This window comes from Vibrio sp. NH-UV-68, from assembly GCF_042940635.1.
Taxonomy (GTDB): Bacteria; Pseudomonadota; Gammaproteobacteria; order Enterobacterales; family Vibrionaceae; genus Vibrio; species Vibrio pacinii.
On the sequence record NZ_CP134976.1, the window covers coordinates 830,283 to 844,939 of the forward strand.

A 14,657-nucleotide genomic window follows, 5' to 3' on the forward strand; every position below is an offset into this window, starting at 1 on the left:
GATGATGCGGGTTCGATTCCCGCAGTACGCTCCAATACTCCTAAAGTTTCTACTCGTCCTAATCTCCTGAAAACATAGTTTTTTTAGTTTGCAATTGCCCCAACGCTTCAGAGCAAAGTAATTTCACCCCATCCAATTTTTTGTCAGTTCTCAAACTTCACTTAGTGTTTTAAACACGTGCTGTTTTCCTTGCGATGATCCGTGGTTTGGTCTTGGGTTTTGTATTTTTTTAACTCGTCATTATCTATTCTGATCGCGATTTCATACACAATGATGAACTCAATTACGGTTGTCTATACCATTAAGGACGACAGCTAACTGCTCAGTCCCCAAAATTGTTTAACAAGAAACGCCTCATTCACCTGAGCAATACAGTGTATTAAACGGAGAAACAGCATGTGTAACACAAAAGAGAACAAATACATGAATAACTACTTCCATTTGGCTTGCGATGCCACTCTCCAAGGCATGAATGAAGGTATGGGTGGCCCATTTGGCGCAACGTTGACACGAAATGGTGAAGTGGTGTGCGCAGTAGGTAATACCGTACTTAAAGATACGGATATTTCCGGCCATGCCGAGATGGTAGCGGTGCGAGAAGCGTGTAAGAAATTAGACACTCTAGACCTATCAGATTGCGTGATGTATGCAACGTGTGAGCCTTGTCCAATGTGTGTAGCGGTGATGATGTGGGCAGGGATCAAAACTTGCTATTACGCTTCCACTCACCGAGACGCAGCAAAGCACGGTTTCTCAGACCAACACCTAAGAGACTACTTAGACGGTACAGATACTTCAACGTTGGATATGATCCATATCGAAGAAGGGCGTGAGGATTGTGTTGAAATTTGGGCTGAGTTCCGTCGTCTGAACCAACAAGCGTAATCAAAATTAATTTGTTATGAGTGCTAGGAGTGCCGATTGCGTTACTCCTAGCACTTCTTTTTCTGTCTTTAGATTCGCGATGCTCTGATTACAATACCACCGTAAAAGTACTTCCCTGACCCAAACATGAGCAGAGCTCTATTCTCCCACCTAGATTATCCACCATTGCGGCTGCGAGCGAGAGCCCTAAACCGTACCCCTCGGTATTGCTGCGGCTGCTATCGACACGATATAAGCGTTCAAAAATGAGTGCGTGCTCGTTGCGGTCAATACCAATGCCACTATCAGTGACTGAAATAGCGACCGAGTTATTTTTCCGGCGTTGTACATCCAACGTAACTTTGCCGTGCTCAGGAGTGAATTTGATGGCGTTGTCCACCAAGTTAACTAATACCTGCGTCAGCTTATCTGGATCAGAGGCGATTGTGACCGGTTCGTCAGAGGTTTTAATAATCAGAGAGATATGTTTTTCCTCCGCTACATCGTCATACCAAGAACTGACGGCTTTCACCACGTTATTGACATCCGTTAGCACCATTTGTTGTACGCGTTTGCCCATTAATTCATCATTTAGCTTCATCAGTGCTGTTAACATATTACTGGCTTGCATGGCATGCTCAGAGCAGTCAGATAGCGCATCTTGCATCATATGAAGATTGTTGCCACCGACCAGTGCTGATTGTGAGGACAGTATGATCCTCGATAATGGGGTGCGAATGTCGTGCGCTATCGCATCTACCGTCGTATTCAGCGTCGTCGTCGTATGTTGCAATCGTGCGATTGCTTCTTGCACGCTGGCGTTAATCACGCTAAGCCCTTCGGGTACTTCATTTGAGGCTTCGTTTGCCTCGGTTTTTCCTTGGCGAAGTCTTTCTAAAAAACGGCCTAATGTCATTAAAGGTGTCATCGCATTACGTAAAATTCTGTGAGTGAATAATGCGGTGATCACCACCATGACCAACATGGCGTAAAACGTCATTCGCCACTTTTCAAAAGCAATATAATCGCGCTGGCGATTGTCTAGAACAAGCCAGAATTGACGAACCTCACCACCCAATTTTAATGTGGTGTAGGGGTTAACAACAAAGGAGTGGAACCAGTTTTTGTCTTCCCCTGTTTGTGCCTCAAGATTGATATCCAAGGGTAGTTGGCTATCTCCGGCGAGCAGTGTCCGTGTCTTCGCCTCATTATCTTCGACCAGAAATGCACTAATATCGTTGTCAATCAATCGGTGAGGGTTGGCCTGCAACACATGAATCAAACGTTGTTCTGAATCATACTTCAGAATCCGTTGATACTCTGACGCCATTGAAGAAAGGATCTTTTTCTCGCTTTGAGAAAGGTCATAAAAAAACAGTGCACCCACGGCAAGTTCCACTAGCAGTAAGCAGCAGAAAAGCAGCGCCATAAAGCGTAGCAAAAGCATTTTTTGAGCTTTGGTCAGTGCTTGTTCAATGCTGAGACTTGAGTACATAGCCCACTCCTCGTAGGGTATGTATCAGTTGGGAGCTAAAATCTTTGTCGACTTTGCTACGTAGTCTGCACACTAATACATCCACAACGTTGGTTTGAGGATCAAACTGATGCCCCCACACCTGCTCTAATATTGCTGTCTTTGAGATCACGGCTTCAGGGCGTTCTAACAGCAATTTCATTAAGGTGAATTCACGCTGATTCAAGTGAATATCGCTATCACCGCGCTTTAGAGTGTGCTTTAGCAGATCCAGTTTAAGTTCGTGATACGTCAACTCTAGCGGTTGAGATACATTTTGTTTGCCACGACGAACAAGCGACTGGCAACGTGCTAACAGTTCTGAAAAAGCAAATGGCTTAACCAAATAGTCATCAGCGCCGGACGTTAGCCCTCGCACACGCTCTTCAACCGAGTGTTTTGCGCTCAGAATGATGATCGGTGTGCGGTGGCCCTCTCCTCTAAATTGTGCGAGCACTTCGAATCCACTTATTTTCGGCAGCATAAGATCTAAAATGATGACGTCATATTCGTTGGTCAATGCCTCGTGGAGTCCATCGACACCGTTGCAAGCATGGTGCACAGCATCGCCTTCTTGCTGAAAACCATTCAACAGAAAGCTCGCGATATAGGTATCGTCTTCAATAAGCAGTATTTTCATTGGTTGTTTGTTCCATCCAGACTTTCGCAATGCGTCTGTGACACTTTAGCAACAATCTTTGCTGTGATGAATAAACATTGCAACTCTGTAATGTTTGAGTAAGTCACCTGCAATAGACCTTCAGTTATAGTTATTGGTGTTGATAGTCACAACAGCCTAAAAGGAATGAACATGAGAAACGTAAAACAAACTGCCCTGATCGCTGCCTTTGGATTTTTCTCTGCAAACGCACTCGCTGCAGATAAAGCCGCCACAGTAAGTATGGAGCAAATTTCGTCGAAGTCGGCATTCACCCTCGCACAAGAAACCGTGAACCAATGTGAAGCGAGTGGCTATAAAGTGTCGGCGACCGTGGTGGATCTATCAGGTTATGTGATTGCCCAATTGCGCTCAGATGGTGCTGGTACTCATACTCTGGATAGCTCACGCCAGAAAGCATTTACCTCTGCGAGCATGAAGCAACCGACAGCTAACCTGATGAAGCTAATTGCGGAAAAACCAATCATGCAACCTTTGCAAAACATGAATGATAATCTTCTGTTCTTAGCGGGCGGTCTACCGATTGAGATTAATGGTAAAGTCGTTGGTGCAATCGGCGTTGGTGGCGCTCCTGGTGGTCACCTTGATGTGGCTTGTGCAGAAAGTGCGATGAAAAAGGTGCTATAACTTAAGTCGCCTTGCACTGATTTTTTCAAGCACAATCTTTCTCGAAGATTGTGCTTGTTTGCGTTTTAAGGTCGCCTAATTGCCCTTTTAATCGGCTGATGTGAAGCAGAGTCTACGTTACAACAAGTCGTTTGCTTATAAAGCAGACAAACACTTAGGTGAAAAATGTCAAGCCAATATAAATACCACATAAGGTATCGTGCCCAGAAGAGTGGCCAATTGCCAATAAGTGGTCGATTTGGTTTTTAATCGGATTGCCATTAAGAACAGCAGCGTATAGGTCGACTATTTCTTGGTTATATTGGTGATCACAAGCTGACCGCAGCATAACGCCGCTCACATCAGTGGTTTTATGTACTGCATTGAGACACGCCGATTGTAAGGTGGCAAAGTAGGGGTGCTCAATCACATCCAATACCGAAAGTAATCCGACAAGCAAGTCGTCGGAAGAAGGCGTCAACCCTGCCCCAAAACCAACAAAGCCATTTAAATCAATGGTTAAAGACTGTTTTTCTAACTCGTCAATAAATGTAATCAATTTAGGGATAAAGTAATCCGACAGCATAGCTGAGTAGTAAGTGACAGTGGATGACATAACTAACTTGTCAGAGAAGCACAGCAAAGGGTAGATACCCATTTCAACCTGATGGGCATATAAATCGTTATAGATGGCCGTCTTTATCTGCGTAGTGAATGCGATTTTATGGCTCAAATAGGGAGAAAACTGGCGCACAGACTGCGGCCTAATGATCAGTTGATTTCGTTTTAGGCCAGACTGCTGTGGATTAAAAATAAGCTCAATCGTCTGATTGACCTGCAGGTCCTTAAACCAATCTGGATCGTTGACCATTAATGCGCGCGGGTTCATTCTTTTCGTTTCATCAATGACGGAAATTAACCCTAATTCACTAGTCAAATTACACGCGGAATTAAATATAGAGTGAACTTGAGCACAAATATAGGGTTTATTTTCTAACTCTTTATAGAGAGGCTGTGAAGTTTGAATAACGTCCATTGTGATTACTGCCGTTATATATACAGTTTACCTGTGTGCGTATATTCAAGTTCAAATAAACGAACCAGCGTCGTAGCTATTTTATGTAAGACGGAACTATGCATATCCGCGATATAAAGTCCTAAATAAAGATCGTCGGCAGGGGCGAGAGATTGAAGCTCTTCAACAACGATATGTTCGTGTGTTTTGCAGGTTCGAGGTAACAACGTCACTCCAAAGCCAATCGCTGATGCAGCCATGATCGCAGACAAGTTACTGCTGCAGTAATTAATTCTATGGCTGTAGCCTAGGCGATCGAGTGAGGTCAGAATATGGTCACGGTATAACGCGCCAGTAGGGAATAGCACCAGTGGAACCACAGGGTTACGAAACGCTGGCGATAAAGCACTATCGAGCCAGAGTAGAGGTTCGTGACGAAAAGCAAAGGCATTACCGAGAATCGACTGTTTGGTAAGCACAATATCGTATTTTCCCGTTAGGTAGGATTGATAAAGGTCGTTACTCAGACCAGATGTGAATTCAAATAAGACATTATCGCTTTGTTGAAAGGGCATTATAGCTCGAGTGACGTCGACAGAAAGATCGTCAGGTACACCAATTTTAATAATCGTTTGTTCGGAAGTAGCGTTTAAGCTGTCTAACATGTTGTTGTTAAGCTCAATAATTCGATGCGCATAGCGCAAAACAAATTCACCTTTCTCTGTTAGTGTGACCTTTTGTGGGGTCCTCACTAGTAAGGCGTCTCCGACTATCGATTCTAGGCGGTTTATTTGTTGGCTAATGGTCGATTGAGAGTTGTGGATCCGGTCTGCTGCGCGGGTAAAACTTCCGGTTTCGCATACTGCGATGTAAGTCATTAACAATTGTGGGTGGATCAATTTCATTTATTCAGTCCTTGTTAGTATCCACGTTTTATCCTCAGCTGCTTGATTTTGATATGGTATCAGATGTGTATCTATTATCGTCGCTGGGGTAAATATTATTATAAAATTATCACTTATTTAAAAAAAGTAAAATATCATTCGATTTATGAATGACTACGATTCGAAAAAATAATTTAATAATCACATGGTCAACACGTAAAATTTCAAGTTTAAATCAATCATTAGAGTACTGTTTTATAATGTGCAGTAAATGTAGTCTTGATATTTTTTCTATAAAGGTTTTTGTTGTAATCATATTGGTTGGGCTAAACTTGCGCCCTTTTTTGGTTGCAATAGGCCCATCGATTGAACAAATTGTACAAGATACCAATTTGGGTTATTCGATGACCTCACTATTGACGTTGATCCCGATGGCGTTGATGGGGGCGGGGGCGCTTATTATCACTCGCCTGCCATTTTTAGCAGAAAAAATCAGTTATTTGTTGTTTGCATTACTGGCGTTATCGGCTGGAAATATGCTGCGACTTTTTGCTTATGACGGTTCTGTTTTGATCCTATCAACTATCATGTGTGGTGGGGCAGTTGCGGTTATACAGTCTTGTGTACCACGCATCATTAAACAATACTTTGCGAAAGAAATGCCTGTCGTCGTCGGTTGTTACTCTGCTTCGTTAATGGTGGGTGGGGCGCTAGGAGCAATTGTCACCCAGTCGCTGATAGGTGACGGTTTATCATGGCGTTTAAGCATGGCTTGGCTCGCGTTACCGTGCTTTTTTGCATTGGTATTGGCAGGGTTGACTTTGCCACGAAGTCCCTTTCCTCAAGGAAGTAGTACTGAATGGAGGTTACTGTTTAAGCAGAGAAATACCTGGGAGTTAGTGCTGATATTTGGTCTAGTTAATGGTGCGTATGCGTCCATCGTGACTTGGCTTCCGCCTTATTATCAGAAATTTGGGTTCACGCCAGAACAGAGTAGCCATATGATCCTTGCATTGTCGCTGGCACAAGCTTGCTGTGCGCTGTTATTACCGGTTGTAATACGAAATCATTTCGAGCGTCGATTGTGGTTGATGCTAATGCTAGCTTCTCTCACTTTAGGGCTATTTGGCCTGATGCTTTGGCCTAAGCTTTTCCCATATACATGGTCAATGCTTTGTGGCGTAGGTTTGGGAGGCGCGTTTTCTATCTGTATGATCTTGGCACTAGAGCGGTACCAAAGTGTAGAACAGTCCAATGCGCTTAGTGTCATCATGCAAGGTGGTGGCTTTTTGTTGGCGTCGTTGTTTCCGCTGATATTTATTGTATTGGTTGAATTGTCTGGGCACTTTCATGTCGGGTGGGCGATGCAAATAATATCGCTATTTCTTGCCGGCACGTTGTGTTCTAGGTTACCAAAGCTTGTAAAAAAGCCCTCTGAAGTCAAAGTATGATTCTGCGTGACAATCGTGCTTTGTTGTTCGATTGTCGAGTTTATAACCAAGCTTCTTGAAGTTGTAGGCACTATCACATCGACATTCCCCCCCCCCCCTTAAAATTATCGATATTTTCCAAATTATTATTTATAAGCCGTAACGTTCATTCACTTGCGGATAATAAATGAGAGTGTCGATTCTAATTTATATTGCTAATTGTGATTATTTGATTACCAAATACTCAAATTATCGCCTCAAATAAAACTTATGTGATTTGCTTCATGAATGTAAATTGAATTTTTTCTATGTGGAAAGGCCGGAATTTAGTGCATTGTCACAGAAAAAACCTCTAATCCCCTAGTTTTGTTAATGGATTGTTTCGATGAGTGAAGTGTATTAGAGGATATTATTTCTTTAGATAGTCATCATCCATTTTATTAATTTATAAAACTTAGTAAATCTTGCTAATTTTCATATGGTTTAAGAGATTTGAATAATGAAATAAATTACATTAGGAAAATAACTATGGATATAACAAAAATATGGCGAAAAGGCGATTGGGCTGCATTCTTTGGCCTGTTTACCAATAACCTAACTAACTTATTAACCATGATGGGCTTGTTGCTCTTTGTGGTTGGTTTACCTAAAGACTTTGTGATGGGGCAAGTGGCGCCTGCATTTGGCTTTGCGGTCATGTGCGCGAGTATTTTTTACGCGTGGTTTGCTTATAAATTGAAAACAGAAACAGGTCGTAACGATGTCACGGCTCTGCCTTCTGGGCCGAGTGCACCTTCTATTTTTACCGTAACCTTTTTGGTGATTATGCCGGTTTACCAAACAACGCAAGATGCACAATTTGCAATTCAAATTGCGCTCGTGTGGTGTTTTGTAGAAGCAATGATCCTACTGGTGGGGTCGTTTTTTGGTGATACGATTCGCCGTATTGTACCGCGTACAGTACTACTGTCCTGTCTTGCCGGCCTTGGTCTGACATTATTGGCGCTAAACCCTATGCTACAAGCGTTCTCTACTCCGGTTGTGTCGTTTGTGGTTCTTGGTTTGATCTTCATCAACTGGTTTGGTTCTAAACCACTGTTCCCTAAAATCCCTACCGGTTTGCTACTGATTATTGTTGGTACAGTGCTCGCCTGGGTATTTGGACTGCAGTCTCCAGAAGCCATCGTAGCTTCACTGTCTGACGCAGGTTTCAACCCACCAGGTCTACACATTGATGACTTTATGGATGGTATCCCTCATGCATTGCCTTACTTGGCATCAGCAGTACCTCTCGGTCTGGCGAACTATGTTTTTGATTTAGAAAACATTGAAAGTGCGGATGCCGCCGGTGATGCCTATCCAACTCGTAAAATCATGATGGTTAACGGTCTGTCTTCAATGGTTGGGGCGTTTTTAGGCAACCCATTCCCAGTGACGGTATATGTTGGCCATGCGGCGTACAAAGAAATGGGGGCAAGCATCGGGTACACCTTGTTTAACGGCGTAATCATGTTTGTGGTGTCACTGCTGGGTCTAGGAGCATTACTACTCAGTTTGATCCCTGGTGCGGCGATTGCTCCAATCCTTGTTTACATCGGTATCGTAACTGCCAACCAAGTGGTACGAGAATCGCCAAAACTTGAAGTTCCAACTATTTTCGTTTGTCTATTTCCTTGGATTGGCTATTGGGCACTGACCATGTTCAAAAACACGTTGGCAACTGCAGGTACCAACGCTTATGAAGTTGGTATCGATGCTCTGGCAGCGAAAGGTATTTACTACCAAGGGATGGTCGGTTTAGGTAATGGTGCACCGCTCGCGAGCTTGCTATGGGGTTGTATGGTGTGTTTCGCCATTAATAACAAACCTTTACGTGCAGTGGTGGCAGCATTGGTTGCGGCTTTGCTATCACTTATCGGCTTTATCCACGCTAGTGGTGTTGGTTTCGCTCAGCCTGAATCGATGATGTATGTCTACTCGTACTTAATGCTAGCTGGTTTGTTTGGTATTAAGCACTACTACAACGTCAAGGAAAGCGTCGCTGAAGCTGAATTAGAAGTAAAGAAATTACAGTCGGAAACGGTGTAGGGGGAACATTATGAATAGCATTATTTCAGTATCACTGCATGACTTAGTCAAAGCAGACTCTCCGAGCGAAGTGATTAGACTGTTAGAGAATAACGCCTCAATTGATGCTCGCGATGACAATGGTTGCACTCCGCTGATGATTGCAGTGCAAAATAACAATATCGCAATGGCTGAGTTACTTTTGAAACAGGGGGCAGATACTAACGCACGCGATATTACTATGCTAACGCCTTATTTGTGCGCGGGTGCGAATGGTTTCCATGAACTGTTGACACTGACACTTAAATACGGTGCTGATGTAACCAGCGTTAACCGTTTTGGTGGTACACCATTGCTGCCATCAAGTGAGAAAGGTTTTTTACGTACAGTGCAAGTCAGCTTAGAGGCGGGAATTCCTGTCAACCACGCGAATAAACTTGGTTGGTCTGCATTATTAGAAGCGGTCATTCTTGGTGACGGTGGCTATCTGTACGGAGACGTTATTGAGGTGCTATTGGACGCAGGTGCTGATCAACATCTTAAAGACCGCAATGGTGTGAGTGCATTGCAACACGCTAAAGCACGTCAGCAAACACGTATCGTTGAGCTGATGAAAAGAGATACGGTGCGCCAGAGCCAAAGTGAAGCCCTACATGCAGTTAAAGCTTGTATCAAAGCGTTTGATTACGAAGGTGCGATGGCGGTGTTAACCGACCGGCCTAGCGAGTTTAGCGATCAAGCTGGTTATCACTACTACCGTGGTTACGTATTGATGGAACTAGGCCGCTATCAAGAAGCGATTGACGCTTATCGCCATGGCTTGCCACTGAGTGAAAACCCAGCGGAGTTCCATCTCTATATTGCTAATAGCTACCGTTTGGCAAAACAGAGCGAGCAAGCATTAACAGAGTTTGATCTCGGTATTGCCGCGAACCCTGAATCACCATTCGTTCGCTATCACAAATCAAACTACCTACGCGAGTTAGGTATGCATGACGTCGCTGTTGATACGATGCGTCAATTGTTAGTGGCGGAGCCAAATCGTTACGACTACTCGTTCCATTTGGCGAATAGTTTGCGTTCATTAGGCAAACATAGTGCAGCGATATGCGCGATCGAAAATGCCATAACTCATGATTACACCAATGCTCTGTATTATTTACACAAAGGAAAATCACTAGAGTTAATGGGAAAAAACAAACAAGCGCTAATACTTGCAAATTATGCGATTGATGTTTGTGATGATAGTAGTGAATTGTTGGAATTCAAACGTAAGCTACTCAATGAATAGATGAAAATCATAACATTGGAATAAATTAAATCTAATTATTCGGTTATTAAAACTTTGTGGCAATGGCGACAAAGCATGGCACGCCATTGCCCAAATAAAGTAAATAAATAAAAGAGGCGAATATGTTCGTTAAAGTAATAGTCAAAAAAAACACCTATTTTGATTCAGTGTCGTTAATGGCGTTGTCTACAAAAGTCAATGAGTTACCAGATGTTGAACAAGCATTTGTCGCCATGGCGACCGACATGAATAAAGGTGTATTAGACAATGTAGGTTTATTAGACGATGAAATTAGTAGTGCGAACAGCGGTGACCTATTTATTGTTATAAAAGCGGTTAGCGAAGAAGCGTGTGAACAGACGCTTGAAGAAGTTGAAAAGCTATTAAAAGGTGGCGATAACGCAACTTCTGGATTAGGTGGTGCACAAGAGCAGAAATTTACCACGCTCAAAAGTGCCTTAAAAAAGCAACCTGAAGCAAACCTTGCCATTATTTCTGTGCCGGGCGAATGTGCGACACGTGAAGCGAAAATCGCGTTGAATAACGATCTGCACGTGTTGATGTTCAGTGACAATGTATCTGTTGCAGATGAAATCGAACTCAAAACCCTCGCTCATGAAAAAGGTCTGATGATGATGGGGCCAGACTGCGGTACGGCGATCATCAATAACGTCGGCCTTTGTTTTGCAAATAAAGTCCGTGCTGGAAATATCGGAATTGTTGGCGCATCAGGCACAGGTAGCCAGGAGGTAGCGGCACGTATCCATGATTTTGGCGGCGGCATTACTCAGCTACTAGGTACTGGTGGCCGTGATTTGAGCGAAGCGGTTGGCGGCATCATGATGCTTGATGGATTACGAGCTCTAGAAGCTGACCCTAGCACCGAAGTAGTATTAATCGTTTCTAAACCGGCAGCGAAAAGCGTCGAAGCCAAAGTGCTTGAGCAAGTGAAATCGATGTCGAAACCTGTTGTCGTTTGTCTACTTGGCGGCGAAGAGGCGCCAGTGGTAGCTGCTGGGGCACATTTTGCCAAAACCACCAAAGAAGCAGCGTTACAAGCGGTTATTCTTGCTGGTATCGATGAAGCCAGCATTAACAAGCGCTCGCTCAACTTGCCTTTGATTGAAGAGATTAAAGCGAAACTCACGCCCGAGCAAAAATACATCCGCGGTCTATTCTGTGGCGGTACGTTATGTGAAGAATCGATGATGTTAGCCAGTGAGTCTTTCTCAGAGGTGTACAGTAATATCGCGAAAAACCCACAACAGCGCTTAGCTGATATTAACGTTAGCCAAGCCCATACCTTCATCGATTTTGGTGATGATGATTTCACTAATGGTCGCCCACACCCGATGATTGACCCATCGTCACGCATCGAACGTTTACTAAAGGAAGCCGACGATCCAGAAGTTGGCGTTATCGTTGTTGACTTCGTGATTGGTTATGGCTCTCACCAAGACCCCGTCGGTGTCACGCTTCCTGCCATTATTGAAGCGAAGCAAAAAGCCGCAGCTCGTGGCCAACATTTAGAAATCCTTGGTTATGTTCTCGGGACGGATTTAGATACTCCAGACATGAATGAGCAAATCGAGAAGTTGGCACAAGCGGGAGTGACTATCTCTAGCAGCAGCCAGAACACCGGATTACTGGCGCGTGGTTTTGTGAGCAAAGGAGAATAACAATGAGCAAAGTAGCACAACTATTTTCAGATCTGAATGTGATCAATGTTGGTTTGGAATTTTTTAAACAGGACATTCAGAAACAACAAGCGCCAGTCACTCAAGTGAGCTGGCAGCCAATTGCTGGTGGTAATAAAGATGTGATTGATGCACTGGATAAATTGGCACAGCCCGACATCAGCGCAAAAATCGAAGCGGCAAACGAAGAAGCGGTACAGCGCATCATTAATTCACACCCTGTATTGATCGGTTACGAACGAGCAATTGATGTGGTTCCGGGTATGACCAAAACCACTATCCTCCACGCAGGCCCTCCGGTTGCTTGGGATGATATGAATGGTCCAATGCGCGGTGCGGTTACCGGTGCACTGATTTTTGAAGGATTAGCGAGCAACCTAGACGAAGCATTCAAACTTGCTGGCTCAGGTGAGATCACCTTCTCGCCATGTCACGAGCACGATTGTGTTGGCTCAATGGCGGGTGTCACTTCTGCATCGATGTACATGCATATAGTGAAAAACCAAACTTACGGTAACATCGCGTACACCAACCTTAGTGAGCAGATGGCAAAAATCTTGCGTATGGGGGCGAACGACGAGAGCGTGGTTGAGCGTCTTGTATGGATGCGTGATGTCCTTGGTCCAATGCTGAAAGCAGCAATGGAAATCGGTGAGCCGATTGACCTACGTCTGATGCTGGCGCAAGCGCTGCACATGGGCGATGAGTGCCACAACCGCAATAACGCGGGCACGGCACTCTTGGCACAGGCTTTGACGCCACGAATTCTACAAACAGATTTCACGACCGAGCAAAAACGCGAAGTCTTCGAGTTTATCGCTTCTAGTGATTACTTTTCTGGTCCTACGTGGATGGCAATGTGTAAGTGTGCACTCGATGCGGGACACGGCATCGAAAACAGCACGCTGGTCACCACGATGGCACGAAATGGTGTGGAGTTTGGTATCCGTGTGAGTGGAATGCCTGGTTTTACTTGGTTCACTGGCCCTGCGCAAAGAGTGGTTGGCCCTTTATTTGCGGGTTACAAGCCAGAAGATTCTGGTCTGGATATCGGGGACAGTGCGATCACTGAAACATACGGAATTGGCGGCTTTGCAATGGCCACTGCACCAGCGATCGTTGCTTTGGTTGGCGGTACTGTAGGAGAAGCGATCGATTACTCAATCCAAATGGATGAAATCACCACCGCGGTTAACCCGAATGTTACGATCCCTCTTCTTAACTTCAAAGGCATCTCATCTGGTATTGATGTACGCAAGGTATTGGAAACGGGGATTCTGCCTATCATCAACACCGCTATTGCTCACAAAGAACCAGGGGTAGGTATGATCGGTTGTGGGATCACTAACCCGCCAATCGAGTGTTTTGAGAAAGCGTTACTCGCCTTCGCCAACAAGCTGTAATTAAAAGAGTGGAAAGGGGCTTAGCCTCATAACGTTCAACGACTGCGCTAGTGGAGGCACTGGCGCAATCCCCAGCGGCTAATTCGAAGAATATGAAACATGTTCTACGTCTTGATGGGGCTTACAATAGAGGGATAACAATGAGAATTGTTTTAGCACTAGGCGGTAACGCGCTATTAGAACGTGGTCAACCATTAACGGCCGATAACCAACGTATCAACATAAGAAAAGCGGCAGCAGCAATAGCGGATATTGCCAAACAACATGAAGTTGTTATTGTTCATGGCAATGGCCCGCAAGTGGGCTTACTTATGGAGCAAAACAGCCAGTACCAACAGCAAAAACCGGAAGTGACGGCGTATCCATTGGATGTGTTAGGCGCACAAACCTGCGGCATGATTGGTTATATGTTACAGCAAGAGTTGTTTAATGCTGATAACCAATTACACATTACCACCATGCTTTCACAAACATGCGTCAACATTGATGACAATGCCTTTGATGACCCGACAAAGTTCGTGGGGCCTGTCTACAGTGATGAAGAGGTAGAATTGTTGCGTCTCGAGAACCCTGCAGCGATCTACAAGAAGGATGGCGATTATTACCGTCGAGTGGTGGCCTCACCACAGCCTAAAAACATTGTTGAATCGGCGCAGATTACACGCTTACTTGAAAGTGGTAACACGGTCATTGCTTGTGGTGGTGGCGGCATTCCAGTATTTGAAGCGCAAGATGGTACGTTGGTCGGTGTCGAATGTGTGATCGATAAAGATCTCACCGCTGAGCTACTGGCCGAGCAAATTTGCGCAGATCTGTTTATCATTCTGACCGATGGCGCTGTCTATCTAAATTATGGCAAACCTGATCAAAAAGCGATTAAAGTGACGAGCCCAGAAGAGTTAGATAAATACTCGTTCCCTCCTGGCTCAATGGGGCCAAAAATCGATGCGGTTTGTAAATTCGTCTCTAAAGGCTTTGGCAATGCCGCCATTGGCGCATTGGATGAACTACCTGACGTGATAGCAGGCCGATCTGGTACCACGATCATTTATCAACCGATAATGGAGTACTATTAGGCTTCTTGACCGGGATAAAACACAGTCTAGCCCGTGGGTTTGACGAAAATTAAGCGCATAATAAGAGCGATCATTTGAATTCGCTCTTATTAATTTCAGTATCGTAAATACTTGTGGTTTTTACGGCCGTAG

General features: G+C 44.4%; 12 protein-coding genes. 8 read left to right on the top strand and 4 right to left on the bottom strand.

Features of this window, described 5'->3' with window-relative positions:
- Positions 1–396: 396 nt before the first annotated feature.
- Positions 397–885: a deaminase gene (locus ViNHUV68_RS18090; protein WP_391090471.1), complete on the top strand. Its 489-nt coding sequence runs from the start codon at positions 397–399 to the stop codon at positions 883–885.
- An 88-nt stretch (positions 886–973) separates the two neighbouring features.
- On the opposite strand, the gene ViNHUV68_RS18095 is transcribed toward ViNHUV68_RS18090, so the two are convergent.
- Together ViNHUV68_RS18095 and ViNHUV68_RS18100 are read right to left on the bottom strand one after the other, a co-directional pair.
- On the bottom strand, positions 974–2,359 hold the full coding sequence (locus ViNHUV68_RS18095; protein WP_391090473.1) for an ATP-binding protein: 1,386 nt from the start codon (positions 2,357–2,359) through the stop codon (positions 974–976).
- Positions 2,337–3,017, bottom strand: coding sequence for a response regulator (locus tag ViNHUV68_RS18100; RefSeq protein WP_391090475.1), 681 nt, complete (start codon positions 3,015–3,017; stop codon positions 2,337–2,339). Before ViNHUV68_RS18100 ends, ViNHUV68_RS18095 begins: the two co-directional genes overlap by 23 nt.
- A 171-nt stretch (positions 3,018–3,188) precedes the next feature.
- Between ViNHUV68_RS18100 and ViNHUV68_RS18105 the strand changes: the two genes are divergently transcribed.
- Complete coding sequence (locus ViNHUV68_RS18105; protein ID WP_038176377.1) at positions 3,189–3,683, top strand: heme-binding protein; 495 nt, start codon at positions 3,189–3,191, stop codon at positions 3,681–3,683.
- Between the two features lie 154 nt (positions 3,684–3,837).
- Here ViNHUV68_RS18105 and ViNHUV68_RS18110 read toward each other — a convergent pair whose 3' ends face one another.
- Entirely contained in the window at positions 3,838–4,551 is a 714-nt protein-coding gene (locus ViNHUV68_RS18110; RefSeq protein ID WP_169739020.1) for a DUF2877 domain-containing protein, read from the bottom strand.
- A gap of 161 nt (positions 4,552–4,712) precedes the next feature.
- Positions 4,713–5,582 carry a LysR family transcriptional regulator gene (locus tag ViNHUV68_RS18115; RefSeq protein WP_038176378.1) on the bottom strand — a complete coding sequence of 290 codons (870 nt, stop codon included), beginning with the start codon at positions 5,580–5,582 and terminating at the stop codon, positions 4,713–4,715.
- Between the two features lie 383 nt (positions 5,583–5,965).
- Between ViNHUV68_RS18115 and ViNHUV68_RS18120 the strand changes: the two genes are divergently transcribed.
- From ViNHUV68_RS18120 to ViNHUV68_RS18145, 6 genes are all read left to right on the top strand, one after another.
- Positions 5,966–7,012 (top strand): MFS transporter, encoded by a 1,047-nt coding sequence (locus ViNHUV68_RS18120; RefSeq protein ID WP_391090478.1) that lies wholly within the window; start codon positions 5,966–5,968, stop codon positions 7,010–7,012.
- 507 nt (positions 7,013–7,519) lie between these two features.
- Positions 7,520–9,079, top strand: a complete 1,560-nt coding sequence (locus ViNHUV68_RS18125) for a xanthine permease (protein WP_391090480.1) — start codon at positions 7,520–7,522, stop codon at positions 9,077–9,079.
- Between the two features lie 10 nt (positions 9,080–9,089).
- Positions 9,090–10,349: an ankyrin repeat domain-containing protein gene (locus tag ViNHUV68_RS18130; RefSeq protein WP_391090482.1), complete on the top strand. Its 1,260-nt coding sequence runs from the start codon at positions 9,090–9,092 to the stop codon at positions 10,347–10,349.
- 122 nt (positions 10,350–10,471) lie between these two features.
- Positions 10,472–12,028, top strand: coding sequence for an acyl-CoA synthetase FdrA (gene fdrA / locus ViNHUV68_RS18135; protein ID WP_391090483.1), 1,557 nt, complete (start codon positions 10,472–10,474; stop codon positions 12,026–12,028).
- Positions 12,029–12,030: 2 nt separating this feature from the next.
- Positions 12,031–13,449, top strand: a complete 1,419-nt coding sequence (locus ViNHUV68_RS18140) for a DUF1116 domain-containing protein (RefSeq protein ID WP_038176383.1) — start codon at positions 12,031–12,033, stop codon at positions 13,447–13,449.
- A 140-nt stretch (positions 13,450–13,589) separates the two neighbouring features.
- The gene (locus tag ViNHUV68_RS18145) at positions 13,590–14,525 is read left to right on the top strand and encodes a carbamate kinase (protein ID WP_391090485.1); all 936 of its coding nucleotides are present in this window, start codon (positions 13,590–13,592) and stop codon (positions 14,523–14,525) included.
- Positions 14,526–14,657 lie beyond the last annotated feature (132 nt).

What these genes read in the sequence shown, in the direction of transcription:
- ViNHUV68_RS18105 (WP_038176377.1), top strand. Translation starts at nt 3,189, where the DNA reads ATGAGAAACGTAAAACAAACTGCCCTGATCGCTGCCTTTGGATTTTTC.
- ViNHUV68_RS18140 (WP_038176383.1), top strand. Translation starts at nt 12,031, where the DNA reads ATGAGCAAAGTAGCACAACTATTTTCAGATCTGAATGTGATCAATGTT.
- ViNHUV68_RS18090 (WP_391090471.1), top strand. Translation starts at nt 397, where the DNA reads ATGTGTAACACAAAAGAGAACAAATACATGAATAACTACTTCCATTTG.
- ViNHUV68_RS18110 (WP_169739020.1), bottom strand. Translation starts at nt 4,551, where the DNA reads ATGAACCCGCGCGCATTAATGGTCAACGATCCAGATTGGTTTAAGGAC.
- ViNHUV68_RS18125 (WP_391090480.1), top strand. Translation starts at nt 7,520, where the DNA reads ATGGATATAACAAAAATATGGCGAAAAGGCGATTGGGCTGCATTCTTT.
- ViNHUV68_RS18120 (WP_391090478.1), top strand. Translation starts at nt 5,966, where the DNA reads ATGACCTCACTATTGACGTTGATCCCGATGGCGTTGATGGGGGCGGGG.
- ViNHUV68_RS18130 (WP_391090482.1), top strand. Translation starts at nt 9,090, where the DNA reads ATGAATAGCATTATTTCAGTATCACTGCATGACTTAGTCAAAGCAGAC.
- ViNHUV68_RS18115 (WP_038176378.1), bottom strand. Translation starts at nt 5,582, where the DNA reads ATGAAATTGATCCACCCACAATTGTTAATGACTTACATCGCAGTATGC.
- ViNHUV68_RS18100 (WP_391090475.1), bottom strand. Translation starts at nt 3,017, where the DNA reads ATGAAAATACTGCTTATTGAAGACGATACCTATATCGCGAGCTTTCTG.
- ViNHUV68_RS18095 (WP_391090473.1), bottom strand. Translation starts at nt 2,359, where the DNA reads ATGTACTCAAGTCTCAGCATTGAACAAGCACTGACCAAAGCTCAAAAA.
- ViNHUV68_RS18145 (WP_391090485.1), top strand. Translation starts at nt 13,590, where the DNA reads ATGAGAATTGTTTTAGCACTAGGCGGTAACGCGCTATTAGAACGTGGT.
- fdrA (WP_391090483.1), top strand. Translation starts at nt 10,472, where the DNA reads ATGTTCGTTAAAGTAATAGTCAAAAAAAACACCTATTTTGATTCAGTG.